This is a genomic window from Peribacillus sp. N1, assembly GCF_054600815.1.
In genome coordinates, this window is the sequence record NZ_BAAHZO010000001.1 from 398877 (window position 1) to 419073 (window position 20197).

The 20197-nt window shown below is 39.9% G+C and carries 18 protein-coding genes; 12 read left to right on the forward strand and 6 right to left on the reverse strand.

What is annotated here, in order from left to right; genetic code table 11:
* The first annotated feature begins 65 nt into the window (after window positions 1-65).
* From ACYP5M_RS01860 to ACYP5M_RS01875, 4 genes are all read left to right on the forward strand, one after another.
* Window positions 66-1418, forward strand: coding sequence for an aminotransferase (locus tag ACYP5M_RS01860; RefSeq protein ID WP_260357971.1), 1353 nt, complete (start codon window positions 66-68; stop codon window positions 1416-1418).
* 150 nt (window positions 1419-1568) lie between these two features.
* The gene (locus ACYP5M_RS01865; RefSeq protein WP_459734564.1) at window positions 1569-2318 is read left to right on the forward strand and encodes a PIG-L family deacetylase; all 750 of its coding nucleotides are present in this window, start codon (window positions 1569-1571) and stop codon (window positions 2316-2318) included.
* Window positions 2319-2363: 45 nt separating this feature from the next.
* Window positions 2364-3416, forward strand: coding sequence for a YeiH family protein (locus tag ACYP5M_RS01870; protein ID WP_101221796.1), 1053 nt, complete (start codon window positions 2364-2366; stop codon window positions 3414-3416).
* A gap of 279 nt (window positions 3417-3695) precedes the next feature.
* Window positions 3696-4403, forward strand: a complete 708-nt coding sequence (locus ACYP5M_RS01875; protein ID WP_101221797.1) for a GntR family transcriptional regulator — start codon at window positions 3696-3698, stop codon at window positions 4401-4403.
* A 172-nt stretch (window positions 4404-4575) separates the two neighbouring features.
* On the opposite strand, the gene ACYP5M_RS01880 is transcribed toward ACYP5M_RS01875, so the two are convergent.
* Complete coding sequence (locus ACYP5M_RS01880) at window positions 4576-5100, reverse strand: divergent PAP2 family protein (protein ID WP_459734892.1); 525 nt, start codon at window positions 5098-5100, stop codon at window positions 4576-4578.
* 260 nt (window positions 5101-5360) lie between these two features.
* On the opposite strand from ACYP5M_RS01880, the gene ACYP5M_RS01885 reads away from it, so the two are divergent.
* Both ACYP5M_RS01885 and ACYP5M_RS01890 read left to right on the forward strand, forming a co-directional pair.
* Window positions 5361-5732 (forward strand): hypothetical protein, encoded by a 372-nt coding sequence (locus tag ACYP5M_RS01885; RefSeq protein ID WP_397314672.1) that lies wholly within the window; start codon window positions 5361-5363, stop codon window positions 5730-5732.
* A 29-nt stretch (window positions 5733-5761) separates the two neighbouring features.
* Window positions 5762-7030, forward strand: a complete 1269-nt coding sequence (locus ACYP5M_RS01890; RefSeq protein WP_434169385.1) for an erythromycin esterase family protein — start codon at window positions 5762-5764, stop codon at window positions 7028-7030.
* Between the two features lie 638 nt (window positions 7031-7668).
* Here the strand turns inward: ACYP5M_RS01890 and ACYP5M_RS01895 are convergent.
* The gene (locus tag ACYP5M_RS01895; RefSeq protein ID WP_101221805.1) at window positions 7669-8106 is read right to left on the reverse strand and encodes a GNAT family N-acetyltransferase; all 438 of its coding nucleotides are present in this window, start codon (window positions 8104-8106) and stop codon (window positions 7669-7671) included.
* A gap of 123 nt (window positions 8107-8229) precedes the next feature.
* On the opposite strand from ACYP5M_RS01895, the gene ACYP5M_RS01900 reads away from it, so the two are divergent.
* A complete protein-coding gene (locus tag ACYP5M_RS01900) occupies window positions 8230-8682 on the forward strand; it encodes a MarR family winged helix-turn-helix transcriptional regulator (protein WP_063233436.1) in 453 nt (150 codons plus the stop codon).
* A gap of 101 nt (window positions 8683-8783) precedes the next feature.
* Here ACYP5M_RS01900 and ACYP5M_RS01905 read toward each other — a convergent pair whose 3' ends face one another.
* Genes ACYP5M_RS01905 through ACYP5M_RS01915 form a run of 3 tightly spaced genes read right to left on the reverse strand, consistent with a single transcriptional unit; the run spans window position 8784 to window position 12840 of the window.
* Complete coding sequence (locus ACYP5M_RS01905) at window positions 8784-10643, reverse strand: ABC transporter ATP-binding protein (RefSeq protein WP_459734565.1); 1860 nt, start codon at window positions 10641-10643, stop codon at window positions 8784-8786.
* Window positions 10640-12364 (reverse strand): ABC transporter ATP-binding protein, encoded by a 1725-nt coding sequence (locus ACYP5M_RS01910; protein ID WP_260357446.1) that lies wholly within the window; start codon window positions 12362-12364, stop codon window positions 10640-10642. Before ACYP5M_RS01910 ends, ACYP5M_RS01905 begins: the two co-directional genes overlap by 4 nt.
* The gene (locus ACYP5M_RS01915) at window positions 12361-12840 is read right to left on the reverse strand and encodes a MarR family winged helix-turn-helix transcriptional regulator (RefSeq protein ID WP_459734566.1); all 480 of its coding nucleotides are present in this window, start codon (window positions 12838-12840) and stop codon (window positions 12361-12363) included. Before ACYP5M_RS01915 ends, ACYP5M_RS01910 begins: the two co-directional genes overlap by 4 nt.
* Window positions 12841-13313: 473 nt before the next feature.
* On the opposite strand from ACYP5M_RS01915, the gene ACYP5M_RS01920 reads away from it, so the two are divergent.
* The 5 genes from ACYP5M_RS01920 (at window position 13314) to ACYP5M_RS01940 (ending at window position 18737) form a co-directional block, all read left to right on the forward strand.
* Entirely contained in the window at window positions 13314-14309 is a 996-nt protein-coding gene (locus ACYP5M_RS01920; RefSeq protein WP_101221809.1) for a thiamine pyrophosphate-dependent dehydrogenase E1 component subunit alpha, read from the forward strand.
* A 12-nt stretch (window positions 14310-14321) separates the two neighbouring features.
* Window positions 14322-15305, forward strand: coding sequence for an alpha-ketoacid dehydrogenase subunit beta (locus tag ACYP5M_RS01925; protein WP_459734567.1), 984 nt, complete (start codon window positions 14322-14324; stop codon window positions 15303-15305).
* Between the two features lie 386 nt (window positions 15306-15691).
* Window positions 15692-16615: a DMT family transporter gene (locus tag ACYP5M_RS01930; protein WP_459734568.1), complete on the forward strand. Its 924-nt coding sequence runs from the start codon at window positions 15692-15694 to the stop codon at window positions 16613-16615.
* Between the two features lie 433 nt (window positions 16616-17048).
* A complete protein-coding gene (locus ACYP5M_RS01935; RefSeq protein ID WP_459734569.1) occupies window positions 17049-18026 on the forward strand; it encodes a ring-cleaving dioxygenase in 978 nt (325 codons plus the stop codon).
* A 111-nt stretch (window positions 18027-18137) separates the two neighbouring features.
* Entirely contained in the window at window positions 18138-18737 is a 600-nt protein-coding gene (locus ACYP5M_RS01940; RefSeq protein ID WP_252269654.1) for a nitroreductase family protein, read from the forward strand.
* A gap of 99 nt (window positions 18738-18836) precedes the next feature.
* Here the strand turns inward: ACYP5M_RS01940 and ACYP5M_RS01945 are convergent, their stop codons facing one another.
* Window positions 18837-20180 carry an aminotransferase-like domain-containing protein gene (locus tag ACYP5M_RS01945; RefSeq protein ID WP_459734570.1) on the reverse strand — a complete coding sequence of 448 codons (1344 nt, stop codon included), beginning with the start codon at window positions 20178-20180 and terminating at the stop codon, window positions 18837-18839.
* Window positions 20181-20197 lie beyond the last annotated feature (17 nt).

Below are 20197 nucleotides of genomic sequence, written 5' to 3' on the forward strand. Positions count from 1 at the left end.
AGTAACAACATGGGAACTCAACTTAATTGCATTCGATGAATAATAAGGGGGTTTCAAAAGTGAAGATGGAAACTGAAACGAAAGACCTTGTTCAAATGGATAAAGACCATTTATGGCATGCGATGCATCGCTATAATGAAAAGGATGCTCCCATGATGGCTACAGAAGGATCCGGCTCATGGTTCACAGATGCTAAAGGGGATAAATATTTAGATGGGGTTTCCGGTTTGTGGTGCTTGAACCTGGGTCATGGAAGAAAAGAGATTGCCCAGGCAGCGTATGAACAAATGGTTAACTTATCTTACTTCCCTTTAACGTTAAGCCATAAGCCGGCAATCGAATTATCTGCAAAAATAAGTGAGCATTTAAAGGGCTCCTATACAACGTTTTTTACGAACAGCGGCTCTGAGGCGAATGAAACAGCTTTTAAAATAGCCAGGCAATATCATTCCCAAAATGGCAATCAGGGTAAATACAAATTCATCTCTAGGTACAGAGCTTATCATGGCAATACTTTTGGCGCGCTAAGCGCGACCGCACAGGCAAACCGGAGAGTGAAATATGATCCGGCGGTTCCAGGTTTCCTGCATGTGCCACCGCCGTACAATTATCGAAGCCCATTTGGGGAAAACGTTGAAAACTCCGATTTGCTTGCAGCTGAATATATCGATCAGGTCATTAATTTTGAAGGAGCTGAAACGGTAGCGGGTGTTATTCTTGAACCATTCATCTCTGGTGGCGGGGTCCTTATTCCTTCAAAAGAATACTTAACGAGGGTTTCGGAAATCTGTAAGAAGCATGATGTTCTTTTAATTGTGGATGAAGTGGTTTCAGGTTTTGGAAGAACCGGAAAAATGTTTGGGTTCATGCACTCCGATGGCGTTCAACCGGATATTGTAACAATGGCAAAGGGTTTGACCAGCGGTTATCTTCCACTTGGAGCAACGGCAGTGAATTCGAGGATTTATGAGAAATTCAAAGAGAACGGAAATTTAAATCATTTCAGGCATGTGTCAACATATGGAGGTCACCCTGCATCTTGCGCAGTTGCCCTTAAGAACATTGAAATCTTGGAAAATGAAAAAATCGTTCAGCGAGTATCTGAACTTAGTGAGTCGACACTAAGTGAGCTATTTGAATTGACAGCCCTTGATAAAGTAGGGGAAGTTCGGGGAGTAGGGTTTTTATACGGCATTGAATTAGTGGAAGATAAAAAGGCAAAAACACCAGTTTCCGATGAGTTCATGGGTAAAATAATCGGAGCTTGCAAGGAAAAGGGCCTTATCATCGGCCGGAATGGTGATACAGTTCCTGGATATGGTAATGTACTGATCATTGCGCCGCCTTTATCTTCGACCGTTGAAGATTTACGCTTTGTCATAGAAACCGTTAAATCCGTTTTATATGAATTATGCTAACAAAAAAGATGATTAACTTTAGGGTGCTATATTTATAGACGAAAAATGAAGATGGGCATGATATGTCTAGCAGCTTTGACATCCATGTCCATTTTTTCATATTGGGTCTAAAAGTGTGGGAAAACTGGAGAATCCGGAGTAGGAGGAAATATGCAATCACAACAAAGATTATTGGTGGTTCTGGCACATCCCGATGATGAGTCATTCCTGTGTGGCGGAACCATTGCTAAAATGTCTGAGCAAGGTGTTCATATAACCTTACTATGTGCGACAAAAGGCGAAATGGGCAGGCGCATGGGAAATCCCATTCTTACAACAAGGGAGGCATTGCCTGGACTAAGGGTAAAGGAGTTAAAAAACGCTTGTGAAGAATTGGGGATCAGCGACCTGCGATTTTTAAACGTGAGGGATAAAACGATAGAATTTGAGAGCTTCGATCTATTGGCGGAGAGAATCGTAAAGGTGATACGTGAAGTTCAGCCAGAGGCACTAGTAACATTCCATGAGAAATATGGGGGGCATCCAGACCATTGTGCGATTGGCCGTGCTGCCGAATTTGCTTATCTAAATTCCGGTGATCCCGATTTTTATCCAGATCCAGTATTTCCAGCTTTTAAGGTTCATAGTCTGTACTTTGTCCTTTGGCATGCTTTTTATGATGAATGGTTTAAGGAATACGGGCTGAGCATGATCACAGAAGTGGATATAGCAGGGACTTTACAGAAAAAGATCCGTGCCTTAAGGGCCCATCGCTCCCAGACTCTAGCAGTTCCTGAATTATGGGGGAATCAAAATCCAAGCTTGCCTTTTTTAAAGGAATCCGAGTATTTTATCAAAGGGAATTCGCCTACCAATATAGAAGAAATCAATTTTTTTCAAACGATTGAAAGGTTGGGATGATTCGTAATTTGGGCATTAGTTTATCTGGAAAGGGGGAAGGAATGTATGGAATTAGAAAAATATGAGCCACTGGAAGAAATACCTCAGGCACAGCAAAAACCGCTTCAAAATAAGGTGCTTTTGTGGCTGAGCGGTATCGCTTTCACCTTTTTTATTGCCCTCTTAGGCTTGGGGCTGTCCAAGATTTCGGGATTCAATCGAATCGGCCCTCTTGCATGCTCGATCATCATTGCCGTGATTTATCGTCAAATTGCGGGATATCCAGAAAAGTTCCGGACGGGAATTGAATTTTCCGCAAAAAAACTTTTGCGTTTTGCCATCATTTTATACGGGTTGAAATTAAATATCGATGTTATTTTCAATCAAGGACTGCCATTGTTGGTACGTGACATAGGGACAGTAACATTTGCCATAGTCGTGATGGTCCTGATTGCAAAGTGGTTTAAGGCAGATGCTTCCATTTCGCTTCTTCTTGCTGTAGGAACCGGTATATGCGGGGCAGCAGCCATCGCAGCCATATCTCCAATCGTGAAAGCGAAGGAAGAGGATACAGCCATCGGCGTTGGGATAATAGCTTTAATGGGAACACTTTTCTCGATTATATATACCCTTTTACGTCCGATTCTTCCGCTGTCTGCTTTGGATTATGGAATCTGGTCTGGGATCAGCCTTCATGAAATCGCCCATGTTGCATTGGCAGGTGCACCGGCTGGTGAAGATGCGCTAGCGATTGCACTACTCGCAAAATTAGGCCGTGTCTTTTTACTTATCCCATTATGTTTCATTTTTATGTATTGGATGAAAAAACGCACATCCGGGAAGATGGGGCATGATGCTAAAATTGATTTTCCATGGTTCCTCGTTGGTTTTATAATCATGAGTTTAATAGGAAGTTATGTGTTTGGAACTTATATTACGGTGTCTCCTCTTGTAATGGATGGCATTTCCAAAACGACTACATTTATATTGACAATGGCCATGATCGGTCTTGGACTGAATGTAAGCCTGCAGGCACTGCGGACAAAAGCCATGCGTCCTCTTTTAGCCATGACCATTACCTCTTTGCTGCTTTCCATCATCTCGTACTTTATCGTTTAATATATAAGCTTTCCATTGATGTCCCAGTTAGATAAGCCTAAAAATGTGATGAATAATGCATATGGATAGCCCTGAATATATTAATCTATTCAGGTTTTTTTTATTCGTTCGAAGAAAACGTTTTTGGAAATGTAGGAGTGGAAATTTGATCAAATCCTAATTTAAGGAAAAAAATAAGTGTTGACATGTTTGAATATTATAACTATTTGGTTTACAATATAAGAAATATAAGAACTGATACGAACATTACGATGTCTTTTTCTGTTTGGAGGAAATTTTATGGAGTTAGACTTTAAAAATCCAATCCCTTTACATGCTCAATTGAAAACCATATTGGAAAATCAGATTTTGGAAGGTTATTATAAAGACAAAATCCCTAGTGAAAGGGAACTCATGGATATGTATTCTGTCAGCAGGAGTACTGTACGGGAAGCCGTATCCATCCTGGTTCGTGAGGGAATATTGGAAAAGAGGCATGGAAAGGGAACGTTCGTTTCCCTTAAACCTGTACAAGAATGGCTAAAGATGATAAGTTTCACTGAAACAACTAAAAGCATGGGAATTAAATTACTAGATCATGGCCGTGTAATGACACCTGAAAATATTGCTGATGCAAATGGGTTCGAAGATGAATCTTACCATATTAAAAGGCTGCGGTTACAGGGAGATGTCCCCATAGCCATTGAATTGCATTATTATTCTTTGGACCTAGGAAAAAAATTGACGAAATTCGATTTAAGTACAACCGTATTGTATGATGCACTCGAAGGTGATCTAAACATTGACTTTTGTGAGGCGGAACAAATCATAACCTGCGGCTTTCCAACAAAAGAAGATGCAGAACATTTAGGTATAGCCGAAACGATGTGCTTGTTGATTACAGAACGAATGATTTTTGATTCTGATGGTAATTTAGTAGAGTATTACAAAGGATTATTCCGATCTGATATGTACTCATTCGCAATGAAAATGTCCCGGAAGAATTGATTTTGGGGACATGATATAACCTAAGCCTTTCTAAGAAGTAGAGAGGCTTAGGTTATTTTAAATCCTACCAGTATATACTATGATACGACTTTTAATGGAGAGTTTGTCTATGTTTATAACAAAGGCATGTTTTAATATAATCTATTGTTATGATCAAATTACATACCTTATTTCAAGATCTAGAATATCTATGCTTGACCAACGTTTTCAGTCGTTTGGTTTTTGAGGGCTTGTCATCCTCCAATTTAGCTGAGATAAGCCCAAGTACCACTCCAAGCAACGCACCTGCTCCCACTTCCACAGGCTGATGTCCGAGCAGTTCATTCAGTTCCTTCTCACGCTCCACAAACTCAAAGCTCGGAAACTCTCCCGAAAATTTCGCCATATTATCTTCAAGGTCATTCACAAGCTTAGCAATTTCGCCTGTATGGCGCCGAATCCCCTGAGCATCATACATCACAATCACGCCAAACACTGTCGCAAGCGCTGTTTCCGTATGCATCCAGCCTTTATTCGCTGCCACATAGGATGCCAGTGCGGCCACACCGGCAGAGTGCGAACTAGGCATGCCACCTGTTGTGAAAGCCTGCTTCAAGTCCCACTTTCCCGTCAGCTTATAATGCGTTAAAATTTTCAGTCCTTGCGCAATGCCGATCGCCGAAAGCGCCGTTAAAATTCCCCGATTCATCTTTTCCATGAGCAACTCCTCCACTCCAGACCAGTCCAACCCAATCCAGGATTTTATCTTCCCTCTTTTGATACCCCAATAATAATTTTTATATGCAGCAGTTCCATGATTATCGGCATTTAATAAGAGCCTGCTTAATTTCCGACCTAGGGGGTTCTGACTTGCTTTTTTCGGAGAAGGTCACCATTTTATAATAATATTTATAGGATGGGTCACTTAAGGAAAATATATAACGGAAGATTATTAACAGGTGTTAAGGTGGCAATGGGATGAACAAGATCAAGGATATGAATCCGGAAGAGTTAAAAAAGATCATGACGGTAACCGAGCGAATGTCTTTCACAAAAAACTTCAGGTCTGCTACTGCTGAAGAATGGTTTGTTTTCATTCCCGGCTTTAATGATCCAGTTACTGGAGGAGCTGCTGGAAAGGCTATAGTTCACTACAATCTATATGGAAACAAAGATATGTTCATTAACACGACGGTCATTCTGGATGACCCTGTTTTATTTGAGGTGAAAAACTTTCAGCTGGTTTACTCTATTTGTGATGAACTTATAAATCGTCTGGTGGGATACGCTGATACTTTACTTTCCGTTCACGCAGGTTCAAATTCTTACAATGCTGAGTATAAACGATAATGTTCGTAAGAGAACAAGGAGGAAAAACAGTGCATCATAATCTGGTTCAGTCAATAATCGAACAATCAGTCATGCTTAAAAGTGAAGCGGATTGGGATAAACTCGTTGAACAAGTCAATAAATCCAAATTTGTTTTGCTGGGTGAGGCATCACATGGAACATCCGAGTTTTACACGGCCCGAGTTGAAATTACAAAAAAACTGATTCAAGAAAAAGGGTTCACCTTTGTAGCAGTTGAAGGCGATTGGCCCGCATGCCAGGCAATCAATAGGTATGTTAAAGGCTATGACCTAGTGACTAAATCGGCAAGTGATGTGCTTAAAAGTTTTAACCGCTGGCCGACATGGATGTGGGCAAACGAGGAAATGATCGACCTGATTGAATGGATGAAAGAATACAATGAGTCCGGACAAAATCAAACGAAAGTTGGATTTTATGGGATAGATATCTATAGTCTTTGGGAATCCATGGATGAAGTTATCCATTACTTAAAACAAATTGATTCACCTGACCTCGAGGCTGCCAGACAGGCGTTCACATGTTTTGAGCCATTCAATCGGAATAATGAGGAGTACGCAGTTTCCGCAGGCATTTTTTCAGAAGACTGTATAGATGAGGTTGCCAAATTGCTGACGACTATTCAACGAAAAAAAGAAAAATACCCTCATCATGAAGAATTGAATTTGAACCTTCAAGTGAATGCATTGGTAGCGTATAATGCAGAAAATTATTACAGGACGATGGTGGTTCATGATGATAAATCATGGAATATTCGAGATATGCATATGGTGGATGCGCTTAATGAAATTATGGATTTTTACGGTTCTGAAGGCAAGGCGATTGTATGGGAACATAATACCCATGTTGGCGATGCCAGCGCTACAGATATGAGAGATTCCGGGATGATTAACGTCGGCCAGGTCATTCGTGAACAAAACTCAACTGAAGATGTATTTATCACAGGTTTCGGAACCTATAGGGGAACCGTTATTGCAGCAGATGAATGGGGCAAGGATTTTGAAATAAAAACAGTACCACCGGCTATGAATGGAAGTTGGGAGGAGGCTATGCACCTTTCAGGCGCGTATGATAAGTTGCTCATTTTCACCGATGAAAATCGTCAGCTATTCCAAGATAGAATTGGACATCGGGCTATCGGGGTTGTATACCGACCGGAATATGAACAATACGGAAACTATGTACCTTCTGTAATGTCAGATAGATATGATGCGTTTGTTTACATTGATGAAACGCAGGCCCTTCACCCGCTTGTTCATGAAAAAGCACCCGTTATGTAAAAAAGACAAAGCCATATAACTTTCGTGTTATAAATGGCTTTGTCTTTTGTTCGTGCTTATTCTTAACAACGCTGCCTTTTATTTTAAGACTTATGAAAAGCTAATGAAATCGTTGCGTGCAAAGCGATTTAATATTTAAATTAAAAACCATTCTTTTAAGGAAGGTTTTTAACTTGATATCTATTTGCAGAAGGGCATCCTAAACAGACGGTGTAATATAGAAAGAGGTAAAATGACAAAGACAGTGCGAGATGACTACACCTGAAAAGACTGATACATCAGCTTTTTTTCTTTGTTTAAAAATTAACTAGTACCAATTATGTAGAAAACAATTGACCTAGACCATATTAAATGGAGCAGGTGTGCCAGACTCCTGCGGGAAAAGCGCGTCAAAGGGGAGACCCAGCAGGCGCAAAGGCGCCGAGGAGGCCCCGGTTTTACAAACACATAAAACTGTAGACAAACTTGATTTTCATCGAGTTTGTCTACAGTTTGAGAAGACTAAAAATAGTCTTTTTTTATATTTACAAATTGTTCAACGTAAGTATATTTTATGGTTAAAGAAAAGCCAAGTGTAAAATAGTATGATCCCCATCAAATTAGGTTAATGTTTGTTTTACCCACATTTAGCACACTTTTCATTCATTAATTCTTTTTATCATTAAAAGATGTGGACCGCCATCTTCCATAAAGACATCGGATGAAGTCTGATAGCCGAGTTTTTTATAAAAACCCTCTGCCTGTGTTTGCCCATGTAATTTCACCTGGGATATTTCCTTTTTCTTTGCGATTTCTTCCAACGTTTTAATTATTATTTTTCCAAGACCAAACTTACGGTAGGGCTCTAAGATGCAAATTCTCTCCAATTTTCCTAAACCATCAACAACTCTTAACCTACCAGTTCCGACTGGTTTTTCATTATAATAGACTAATATGTGTTCAGATAAAGCATTAAGTGTATCGTATTCATCAAATTCACTTTCTAAAGCGAAGCCTTGTTCCTCAACAAATACCTCTTTTCTGATTTGAAAGGCTACTTTTAAATCACTTTCTGTAGTTATTCTCTTTGAATCCAATGTTCTTCATCCCTTTTCTAGATTTATTCAGTAAGACAAGTCATAATATATGTATAACTTTTTTATAGTATATACGAAATTAATTTTGTTGTAAATACAACAAAAAAGTCAGGGGCTTTTTGAATGAAGGAAATACTCCGTGAAATTGGAATGATAGCAAGGGCATTGGACTCTATAAGTAATATCGAATTTAAAGAATTTGACCTAACAAAAGGGCAGTATTTGTATCTTGTTCGAATATGTGAAAATCCTGGAATCATTCAGGAAAAGTTAGCAGAGATGATTAAGGTTGACCGGACGACAGCAGCTCGGGCCATTAAAAAACTTGAAATTCAAGGGTTTATTGAAAAGAAAAATGATGAGGAAAACAAAAAAATTAAAAAGTTATATGCTACCGATAAAGGTGAGAAGGTTTATCCCTTTTTGAAAAAAGAAGGAGAGTACACCGACAAGGTTGCATTATCGGGATTTTCTTTGGAAGAGACGGAAACGATGTTTCATCTTCTTCAAAGGGTCAGAAAAAATATTGAGGTAGATTGGGAATTTGTGAAAAAGGGCAATAAAAGGGGGTATTGATACGGCTTATAAGTTAGTACAGATTCATGAATGGAATGGTATTGGATAAGAATTTTATAAAGAGAGGCTCGATTCCGATTGGGAAATGAGCCTCTTTCTAATTATCCAGCTACATTTTCAGTGAACTGACTATTGTATAGCTCTGCATAGAAACCATTCTCCCTTAAAAGGTCTGAATGCGTTCCCTTCTCTATCACTTTCCCTTGATCCATAACAAGAATCAAATCTGCATCCTTAATTGTTGAGAGGCGATGGGCAATGACAAAGCTAGTTCGTCCTTCCATGAGTCGGTTCATGGCCTTTTGGATAAAGACTTCTGTCCGAGTGTCCACACTAGACGTCGCTTCATCCAATATCATGATTGGTGGATCTGCTAGAACCGCTCGGGCGATTGTCAAAAGCTGCTTTTGGCCTTGTGAGATGTTCGAAGCTTCTTCGTTTAAGATTGTCTCATAACCATCTGGCAGTGTCCGAATGAAATGGTCGGCTTGTGCCGTTCGAGCAGCTGCAAAAATTTCTTCATCAGTTGCTCCGTTTTTGCCATAAGCGATATTTTCTTTAATCGTACCATTAAAGAGCCAGGTATCTTGAAGTACCATTCCAAAATTCTTTCGAAGGTCATTCCGTGACATATTCCGTGTATCAAGACCATCAATATTAATTTTTCCGCCATTGAGTTCATAAAATCTCATCAATAGATTTATCATAGTTGTTTTTCCAGCACCAGTCGGTCCAACAATTGCGACCGTTTGTCCAGGCAAGACATCGATGTTCATATCTTCAATTAACATTTCTTCCCCATATCCAAAGTCCACATGTTCGAAAGAGACAGCACCATTTGCCCTTTTAATATTAGCTGTGGTTTGTTCTTTCATTTCCTCTTCTTCATCTAGTAGTTCAAAAACACGCTCAGCTGCTGCCACCGTCGACTGAATAATGTTAGCGATGTTAGCCGTTTGTGTGATTGGCTGGGTGAACTGCTTTGAATATGTGATGAATGCTTGAATGTCACCAATTGAAATCGAACGTTGCGTTACTAATATTCCCCCGACAACGCTGATGAGGACATAGCTCAAATTTCCGATAAAGAACATTATGGGCATGATGATACCCGATATAAACTGGGCTTTGCTTCCCGCTTTATATAATTCTTCATTAACCGCAGTAAACTGGGCACTCGCCTTTTTTTCATATCCGAATGCTTTAACGACCTGATGGCCGGTATATATCTCTTCAATGTGACCATTTAATTGTCCGAGTTTACGCTGTTGATCGGCAAAATATTTTTGGGATCTTTTTAAAATAGGCCGGATTGCAAATATTGACAAAGGTAAGCTGACTATCGAGATTAATGTCAATAACGGGCTTATCGAAAGCATCATGATGATAATCCCCAAAATCGTTACAATTGATGTGATGAACTGCGTTAAGCTTTGCTGAAGGGTGCTACCGATTGTATCAATATCATTTGTCATTCGGCTAAGTGTTTCTCCGTTTGGACGTCCTTCAAAATATTTGAGTGGAAGTTTCTCGAGCTTTTCGTTCACATCTTGTCGAAGATCATATACCGTTTCTTGAGCAACACTTGACATAATGTATTGTTGTACATAGCTGAAAAGGCTGCTTAAAGCATAAAGTCCGGCAAGGAGTAGAAGGATCTGGCCAATTTTATCAAAGTTAATAGCTGCTCCTGGTATTCCCTGGAATTTCCCGTAAGCTCCTTCGAATAATTCTGTAATTGCATTTCCCATGATCTTTGGTCCAACAATCATAAAAATCGTACTCATGATTGCAGCGAAAAACACGGAAATCAATTTGTTGCGCCGCGGTTTTAAATAGGTTAATAGACGTTTTAGAGTTCCTTTAAAATCTTTTGCTTTTTGACCCATCATCATCATGTTACCGCCACCAGGACCATGCCCAACCTGACCGCCGCCTTGAGGTTTTTTTTGATTACTCATGCAATTTCCTCCTCTGTGAGCTGTGATAAGGCGATTTCACGGTAAATGTCGTTTGTACTAAGCAAATCTTGGTGTGTTCCCATACCTACAATGCGGCCTTCGTCCAACACGATGATTCGGTCAGCGTCCACGACCGTACTGACACGCTGTGCAACGAGTAGTACCGTCGAATTTTTCGTTTCATCTTTCAGGGCTGCGCGAAGGTTGGCATCCGTCTTGTAGTCAAGTGCAGAAAAACTATCGTCGAATATATATATATCCGGTTTTCGAATTAGTGCCCGTGCAATCGAAAGCCGTTGTTTTTGCCCTCCTGATAAGTTTGAACCGCCTTGATCGATTTCTGCCTCATAGCCGCCTTTCATGTTGCTGATAAAATCCTCCGCTTGCGCGATCCGAGCCGCATGCTCAACTTCATCTTGTGTGGCTGTTTGTTTTCCAAAGCGAATGTTTTCAGCGATAGTACCTGTAAAGAGGAAGGCCTTTTGTGGTACAAAGCCAATTTTTGAACGAACTTCATCTTGTGATGACTTACGAATATCAACACCATTGACGCGAATCGTTCCACTTGAAATATCATAGAAGCGAGGGATCAAATTGACGAGCGTCGTTTTCCCTGAACCTGTTCCACCAATTATTGCGGTGATTTCACCTGGACTTGCAGTAAAACTAATATCCGATAATGCAGGTTCTTCTGCTCCTGGGTAACTGAACGTCACATGTTCAAATTCAAGAGTACCGTGTACACGATCTGCCTTTTCTGTACCCTCATCCAGGAATGATGGTTTCATGTCAAGGACTTCGTTTATCCTTGTTGCCGACACGGCCGCTCGTGGGACCATAACGAACATCATGGATGCCATAACGAGAGCGAACATAATTTGCATAACATATTGGATAAATGCCATTAAGTCCCCGATCTGCATACCACCGTTATCAATACGAACTCCACCAAACCAAATGATACCAACAACCGTCAAATTCATTACAAGCATCATTACAGGCATCATGAAGGCCATGATTTTATTGACTTTGATTGAGACATCCGTCAATTCTTTATTCGCTTTCTTTAGACGTTCTTTCTCTTGTGTTTCACGATTGAAGGCACGAATGACGCGAATACCAGTTAAATTTTCTCGTAATACAAGGTTCAACCGGTCTAATCGTTTTTGCACCGTTTGAAAGAGAGGGACACCTTTATATAGAATAAGCAAGATCGAGCCAATCAACAAAGGCATTGTGACAACAATGACAAGGGATAGTTTTGCATCCATGGATACAGCCATGATCACTCCGCCGATTAACATGATGGGTGCACTGATAACCATACGAAGCATCATGATAACCACTTGCTGGACTTGTGTTATATCATTGGTCGTCCTTGTAATCAATGACGCCGTACCGACTTCATCAAATTCTTGTAACGAAAATTTTTCAACATGATTAAAGACTCTCAGGCGGAGATCGCGTCCCATCCCCATTGCCGCTTTGGACGAATAATAGCTTGCGATTATGGATGCACAAGCGCCAAGTGCGGAAACCAACAGCATCAAACCACCGATTTTCCAAATATAAGGAGTGTCTCCTCGAACGACGCCTTTGTCAATAATATCGGCCATTAGTGTAGGCAGAAAGAGGTCGGACATGGACTGAATAAAAACCAGACCGATAACTGCTGAAATAATCCACTTATAAACGGATAAATTTTTCAGTATTTTTATCATTTTGTACACTCTCCCTGTTCGGTTGCTTGTGCTTCTAAAAAGTTTGTAATTTGAAGATGTGTTTCGAGCAACTCTTCAAACTGTTCTTCAGAAAGCATTTCAATGGCCATTTGAAAGACTTGGTGAATGCTTCCTTCGTGAAAATGAATCGTTTTTAATAAATCTTTTCCCTGATCTGTGATTGACAACTGAATCTCACGCCGATTGCCCTCCACATGCTCTCGATGGAGCATGCCTGTGCGAACGAGACCATCGACCGCTTGGCTCAAGGTGCTTTTTGGAAGAAATGTTTTCTCCCCGACATTTTTTTGAGTGGTCTCTTTGTAAAGGGTAATGGTCATCAAAATGGAATATTGAGGAACTGTTAATCCATTTTCTGCGGCAGTCTTTTGAACGAATCGCATTATATTTTTCTGCACGTTCCAAAATGAACGCAATAGTTGTACGGAACGCATTAATTGTTTTTCATTCTCCATTCAGCTTCACCATTCTTTCTGTTTTGAACTGTTCCATTACGAACATTTAATTTTATGAATCAATTTAATTTACAGCTATATATCGTCTTAGTCAACAAAAAAATAACTTCAACTCCCCAGTGTTTAGTCTTTGGTGCATGTATTGAAATGAGTTTTCAAGTCAGGTAAGGCTTTCGCGTGAAAACAACCCATACAAAGTGAAATTAACTTGAAAATGTGAGATGAAAAGTGTTAGGATAATATTGAGTTAGTACCAGGTAATAATACTAGATGATAACGCAAATGAGAATGTACGGGTGTTAAGTGGAAAGCGCATGTATACATATAAGAATTTTTCTTCCGTAGATACATAACAGGATTTAAGTTTGCGAGACAAACAAACAGCTAATTAGAAAGATTGGTATTTGTGATACAGGGCCCCATTAAAACAGGGAAATGTATTAATTATTAGGTATTGGGAGGGATGATGAGATATGGATAAAAATCGTCATCTAAAGGCAGGTCTGAGTGATGAGCAGGTGCTTGAGATGTATAGAGTTATGTTGTTGGCAAGACGAATTGATGAACGTATGTGGCTGTTGAACAGATCTGGAAAAATTCCATTTGTCGTTTCTTGTCAAGGGCAAGAAGCAGCTCAAGTGGGGGCTGCATTTGCATTGAATCGTGAAAAGGATTATGTACTTCCTTATTATCGGGATCTCGGAGTGGTGCTCGCGTTTGGGATGACCGCAAGGGATTTAATGTTATCCAGTTTTGCCAAAGCAGAAGATCCTAATTCAGGCGGGCGTCAAATGCCTGGACATTTTGGGCAAAAAAAGAATCGCATCGTGACGGGATCTTCGCCAGTTACCACTCAAGTGCCACATGCAGTGGGGATTGCGCTCGCTGCCAAAATGGAAGGAAAAGATATTGTTTCATTCGTTACATTCGGAGAGGGTTCATCAAACCAAGGTGACTTCCATGAAGGAGCGAATTTTGCAGGTGTACATAAACTTCCGGTTATCTTGATGTGCGAGAATAATCAGTATGCCATTTCCGTCCCTATTGAAAAGCAATTGGCTTGCGGAAAAGTGTCCGACAGGGCCATTGGTTATGGAATGCCAGGGGTGACGGTTGATGGAAATGATCCGATCGAAGTATACCGGGTGGTGAAAGAAGCGGCTGAGAGAGGAAGGCGCGGTGAAGGCCCAAGCTTAATCGAAACGGTTTCATACAGGCTTACACCACACTCAAGCGATGATGATGATAGTCAATACAGGTCGCCTGATGAAGTATCGGAGGCAAAAAAAATAGATTCGATCATTACTTTTGGCGCCTATTTAAAAGCAACAGGAATAATGGATGATCTCATGGAGAAACAAATGAATGAGGAAATAATGAAAGTTGTGAACGAAGCGACGGATTATGCGGAAAATGCTCCATTTGCAAATGAAGACACGCTCTCAAAATATGTTTACGCAGAAAGGTAAGGAGGAAAGAAAATGGCAGTGATATCTTATATAGATGCGGTGATAATGGCGATGCGGGAAGAAATGGAACGTGATACCCGTGTATTTGTATTAGGTGAGGACGTAGGGATAAAAGGCGGCGTTTTTAAAGCGACCTCAGGGTTATACGAACAATTCGGTGAACAGCGTGTCATTGATACACCGCTTGCTGAATCCGCAATCGCAGGAGTTGGCATCGGCGCGGCCATGTATGGAATGAGGCCGATTGCGGAAATGCAGTTCGCTGATTTTATCATGCCTGCAATCAACCAAATCATTTCAGAAGCTGCAAAAATCCGTTATCGCTCCAATAATGACTGGCATTGCCCCATCGTCATCAGAGCTCCATATGGTGGGGGCGTACATGGGGCGTTATACCATTCACAATCCGTTGAAGCCATTTTTGCCAATCAACCGGGACTTAAAATTGTCATGCCCTCTACACCCTATGACGTGAAAGGTTTATTGAAAGCAGCCATTCGTGATGATGACCCGGTCCTCTTCTTTGAACATAAGCGAGCCTATCGCCTAATTAAAGAAGAAGTGCCGAATGATGATTATGTTTTACCCATTGGTAAAGCGGATATAAAACGTGAAGGCGAGGACGTTACAGTGATTACTTACGGCCTTTGTGTTCATTTTGCGCTTCAGGCAGCTGAAAAGCTGGCCAGTGATGGCATATCTGTTCATATACTTGATTTACGAACCGTTTATCCATTAGATCAAGAAGCCATTATGGAAGCTGCATCTAAAACGGGAAAAGTCCTATTGATTACTGAAGATAATAAGGAAGGGAGCATCATTAGTGAAGTATCGGCGATCATTGCAGAAAACTGCCTTTTCGATCTTGATGCCCCAATCATGAGACTCGCGGGTCCGGATGTTCCAGCAATGCCATATTCACCATCATTAGAGAAATCATTCATGGTGAATCCAGAAAAAGTGGAAAAGGCACTGCGTGACCTGGCTGCCTATTAAATGATCGGCATGGAGGAACGAACCTTGCGCATCCGTTTAAATTGTTGTTTATATTGGGAGTGATCTTAAAATAAACTTAAGTCTAGCAACTATAAAAAAGGTTGCCAGGCTTTTTTTTGCGCTAAATAAATCATTTATAGTGAAAAAAAAACCCGTTGGATTATGATAGAGAGGGCATATAAAACTCAGTGATTTTCAGGGAATTTTCAATTGTAAATATATATTGAATAAATTGCGTGGTATTATATGGTAAAGTGTTCTAGGTAAAGGGGAAATGTCGATTGTCACGTAAAAATTCAATATATTAGCAATAAAGATTGTGAATTTTTAAATGTTGAACGCAATACAGTGATTGGCAAACATTGAAAGTAGCAAGGGGGAACATCATGCTTCGATTATACGGGGCTTTAATCGGCCTTAGTTTGATATGGGGTTTATCGTTTGTTTTTATGAAGTGGCTGCTATCGCCTGCGGGCATTTGGGGGATTGTATTTCTCCGCTGTTTGGCGGGTGCTGTTGTTCTGCTTCCCATTTTATGGTGGAAGCGCAGGGAAATCAACTGGAAATTGCCGTGGAAAGCACTGGTCGTTGTCGGAACCTTCAATTGCGGATTAGCATGGGGATTAATACCTTTAAGTGAAACAGAGATTAACAGCAGCACGGCATCGATTCTAAATGCAACCACTCCGATCTGGACGGGGATCATCGGATTTATCATTTTTTCATACGTACTAACAGCCCGACAATGGATGGGCATTTTAATTGGCTTCTTCGGAATTCTAGTATTGATGGATTTTCAAATCGGTCAGCTTTTCGGAAAGGAATTCATCGGGATTGGGACAATGCTGCTAGCGTCCATCTGTTATGGTTTTGCCGGTCATTTTACGAAAAGATTTCTTTCCAGTACCAGCATATTGGTCATTACGACGTTTACGCTTCTCACGGGTGCCGTTATCGGTTTGATCGGGATGCTAATAACAGAGCCGATAAAGCCAGTGATGTTGATGGAACCGCTGACGATTTTCGCCATAGTCGGTCTTGGGTGCCTTGGCTCTGGGGTCGGCCAGCTGATCTATTTCTACATCAATAAAAATGGCAGCCCTGAGTTAGCCGCATCTGTTACATACCTTATTCCTGCAACCGCTATGGTTTGGGGTTATGTCCTGCTGGGAGAAGCGATTAATCCCAATGTAATTATTGGCCTGCTGATTATTTTCGCAGGAGTTTATCTTTCCTCTAAGAAGTCAAAAGAAAATGATGGCACAAACTCTTCATCCGGAAAACAAGCGGATTTGCATCACGTAAAATAAGTAACCAAAACGAAATAGCCCTCACCTAAAGATTTTGTTTTATGGTGGGGGCTTTCGTATGGTAACACATTAAAATTTTCACTTCATTTTTGCCAAAGAATTGCTTGATTTTCTTTGCCGCTATTTATAGCTATAGACATTAACACAAATACTGAATGGTCTTTACTTAAGGAAAATTGAAAGTGGTGTTTTTTCGTCTGAAATTATTTTGATTTCAAGATATATTAATTTGAGATAATATTGTTGACAGTGAATGGCATTCATGATAAATTATCTTTAAGTTAAGATATATTAATTCAAGATAAAAAGTAGCATGTAAAACCTTATCAAACCCCTTTAATGAATAGCCACTCTTATTGAAGGAAAAATATAGGGGATTAATGAAAAAGCTAAACATCCAAAAATTGATTCGTTTTAATGGGAGGAATAGTTTATGAATGGATTAAAAGGTATACACCACGTAACGGCCATAACAAGTAGTGCAGAAAAGAATTATGAATTTTTCACAAATATATTAGGCATGCGTTTAGTCAAGAAAACAGTCAACCAAGATGATATCCAAACTTATCACCTGTTTTTTGCCGACGATGTTGGCGGTGCGGGTACTGACATGACATTCTTCGATTTTCCTGGTATTTCCAAAGGAGAGCATGGGACTAATGAGATTTCCAAAACATCCTTCCGTGTACCGACTGATGCGGCATTGGAGTATTGGGTTAAACGCTTTGACCGTTTAGAGGTAAAGAATACAGGAATCCAAGAACAGTTTGGCAAAAAGATCATTTCTTTTGTGGATTTTGATGATCAGCAATATCAATTGATTTCAGATGAAAATAATGAAGGGGTTGCAGCTGGAATCCCTTGGCAAAAAGGGCCGATTCCTCTGGAATACGCTATTACAGGATTAGGACCAATTTTCATTCGGATCGCCAATTTCGATTACTTTAAAGAAATGATGGAAAAAGTCCTATTATTCAAAGAAATAGACAAGGAAGGATCATTTCACCTATTTGAGGTAGGGGAAGGGGGGAATGGTGCTCAAGTTATCGTCGAGCATAATTCGATCCTCCCTCAGGCACGGCAGGGTTTTGGGACTGTTCACCATACAGCCTTCCGTGTTGAAGACCGTTCAGTTCTGGAAGAATGGATCAAACGAATGGAAAGCTTCCAATTTCATACGTCCGGTTATGTTGATCGTCACTTCTTTGAGTCGCTTTACGTAAGAGTGGCGCCGCAAATTTTATTCGAGTTTGCCACGGATGGTCCTGGATTTATGGGGGATGAGCCGTATGAAACGCTTGGGGAAAAATTATCTTTACCACCGTTCTTAGAATCAAAGAGGGAGCAAATCGAAAAGTTGGTCCGTCCCATTGATACAGTAAGAAGCACCAAAGAATTCATTAAAGAATAATTGACAATCTTTAGCGAATGATATGTTGGTTTATGCCCATACTAAATCAGGTAGAAAATAAAAAATGGAATAATCATTTGAAATAGAAAAAATGCTCTGGAGGAATGACTTATGACAAAAGATTTTTACACGGCCATTAAAGAGAGACGTTCATTTTATGGAATCAATAAAGAGGTCGGAGTATCCGATGAGAAAATTAAAGAAATAGTAGAATTTGCGGTAAAACATACGCCATCGGCTTTTAATTCCCAATCCTCACGCCTTGTTGTTTTGACAGGATCGGCACATGATAAATTATGGGATATTACGACGCAGGCATTAAAGAAAGCGGTTGGTGAGGGAGATTTCTCTGGCACTCAACAAAAAATGGATTCATTTAAAGCGGGATATGGGTCAATATTATTCTTTGAAGATGAATCTGTTGTGAAATCACTTCAAGAACAATTTGCAACGTATGCCGATAACTTCCCAATCTGGTCACAACAAACATCAGGCATGCATCAATTAGTTGTTTGGACGGCACTAGAAGCAGAAGGATTGGGAGCAACTTTACAGCATTATAATCCTCTAATTGATGATGAAGTGAAAAAAGAATGGAATGTTCCAAGCAATTGGAAATTGATTGCGCAAATGCCATTTGGAAATCCAACAGCTCAACCGGGTGATAAAGAATTCAAACCACTTGAGGATCGTATAAAATTTTATAAATAAAGTGGACTGATAAGAGCAACCTTGTAAAGAGCCAATTCTAATTGGCTCTTTTTTGTTTATTGCCCTGTGTGGAAAGTGACTATACCTTATGTAAAAGCTTTATAAGTAATAGTTCTGCTTGTTATTCAATTCTTTAAAAATGATAGCTATTCCTTGGTCCAGTTTTTGTATATTTGTATTGGACACGTTTAATTTTAATATTTTTTCCTGGTGAAAGCCATCTAAATAATTTTGACCCATCGTCTCTACCAGTACTTGTTGATTCTGTAAGTTTTTGATGAGGTGAGTACTATTTAAACGATGAGGCAGTACGATATGAGCGTTCATACATATGGATGGTGGGCGATAAAAGCCTGAAGCAGAGTGCTTTTCTAGAGCATCATATAGCAAGTTTGCTCGCAATAAATAGGAAAGACGCACTTTGTTTCTATGGTGTTTAAACATACCGCTTTTTATGTAGATTTCCAAGGCTGCTTGTGAAATCATGGAACTATCAATATCAGCTGTTCTTTTATATAGTTGGAAGCTGTCCGTTAATGGTTTAGGCAATACGGCAACACCTATGCGTAATCCTGGAAACATTATTTTAGAGAAGCTTTTTAAATAAATGACCATGTTATGGGTATCCTCGGAAAAAATAGGGTCCACCTTCATATTTTCTTCGAAATCTGCTAAATAATCATCTTCTACAATATAGACACCATACTTTACTGCAAGTTTTAGTATCTCCTCTCTTTCCATTTTAGAGTAAGATGTCCCTAACGGATTATGGAAACGAGGCATCGTATAAAAGAATTTAATTTCCTGACTGCTAAAAATCCGCTCTAATTCCTCTAAATCAATACCTTCTGCAGTTCGTTGGATTCCTAGCACGGAAATCTTGTACGCTTTTAATTGCTCCACAAATAGATGATAACTAGGCTGTTCAACTAGTATATGGGTACGTTCATTTGGAAAAGGGATGAACGTTAATAAGGAAAGTGCTTGTTGCACGCCTGAAGTAATGAAAATCTGTTCTTCTTTGGCGAAAACCTGATACTGCTCTAATTGTTTTTGTATCACTTTAATTAAAGAAGGTAGCCCTTTTGGAGTGCCATAGATAAACAATTCTTGCTGATAGGTATCGATGGCTTTGTTGATGCAATGTTGAAAGTCATGATACGGAAATTGATGCCAAGCGGGAGCGGAAGTAACAAAGTCGATTTCCGCTGTTGGTTTTCTTTTACCATCAAATTCTTTTTGAACGACATAATATCCACTTTTAGGAACCGCGTAGATTAAATGCTTCTTTTCCAATTCTTGCAGAGCTTTCAAAACTGTACTTTTACTACATTGATGTTGTTCGCTTAATTGACGAATCGATGGGAGTTTAAAGCCCGCTTTGAGCTGTCCATTCTGGATGAGAGATTCAAATTCATTACACAAAGCTACGTATTTTAACATGAATACCTCCTAAAAAC

Excerpts from the sequence above, each read along its gene's own strand:
- ACYP5M_RS01860 (WP_260357971.1), top strand. The coding sequence starts at position 66 with ATGGAAACTGAAACGAAAGACCTTGTTCAAATGGATAAAGACCATTTA.
- ACYP5M_RS01865 (WP_459734564.1), top strand. The coding sequence starts at position 1,569 with ATGCAATCACAACAAAGATTATTGGTGGTTCTGGCACATCCCGATGAT.
- ACYP5M_RS01870 (WP_101221796.1), top strand. The coding sequence starts at position 2,364 with ATGGAATTAGAAAAATATGAGCCACTGGAAGAAATACCTCAGGCACAG.
- ACYP5M_RS01875 (WP_101221797.1), top strand. The coding sequence starts at position 3,696 with ATGGAGTTAGACTTTAAAAATCCAATCCCTTTACATGCTCAATTGAAA.
- ACYP5M_RS01880 (WP_459734892.1), bottom strand. The coding sequence starts at position 5,100 with ATGGAAAAGATGAATCGGGGAATTTTAACGGCGCTTTCGGCGATCGGC.
- ACYP5M_RS01885 (WP_397314672.1), top strand. The coding sequence starts at position 5,361 with ATGAACAAGATCAAGGATATGAATCCGGAAGAGTTAAAAAAGATCATG.
- ACYP5M_RS01900 (WP_063233436.1), top strand. The coding sequence starts at position 8,230 with ATGAAGGAAATACTCCGTGAAATTGGAATGATAGCAAGGGCATTGGAC.
- ACYP5M_RS01905 (WP_459734565.1), bottom strand. The coding sequence starts at position 10,643 with ATGAGTAATCAAAAAAAACCTCAAGGCGGCGGTCAGGTTGGGCATGGT.
- ACYP5M_RS01910 (WP_260357446.1), bottom strand. The coding sequence starts at position 12,364 with ATGATAAAAATACTGAAAAATTTATCCGTTTATAAGTGGATTATTTCA.
- ACYP5M_RS01915 (WP_459734566.1), bottom strand. The coding sequence starts at position 12,840 with ATGGAGAATGAAAAACAATTAATGCGTTCCGTACAACTATTGCGTTCA.
- ACYP5M_RS01920 (WP_101221809.1), top strand. The coding sequence starts at position 13,314 with ATGGATAAAAATCGTCATCTAAAGGCAGGTCTGAGTGATGAGCAGGTG.
- ACYP5M_RS01925 (WP_459734567.1), top strand. The coding sequence starts at position 14,322 with ATGGCAGTGATATCTTATATAGATGCGGTGATAATGGCGATGCGGGAA.
- ACYP5M_RS01930 (WP_459734568.1), top strand. The coding sequence starts at position 15,692 with ATGCTTCGATTATACGGGGCTTTAATCGGCCTTAGTTTGATATGGGGT.
- ACYP5M_RS01935 (WP_459734569.1), top strand. The coding sequence starts at position 17,049 with ATGAATGGATTAAAAGGTATACACCACGTAACGGCCATAACAAGTAGT.
- ACYP5M_RS01940 (WP_252269654.1), top strand. The coding sequence starts at position 18,138 with ATGACAAAAGATTTTTACACGGCCATTAAAGAGAGACGTTCATTTTAT.
- ACYP5M_RS01945 (WP_459734570.1), bottom strand. The coding sequence starts at position 20,180 with ATGTTAAAATACGTAGCTTTGTGTAATGAATTTGAATCTCTCATCCAG.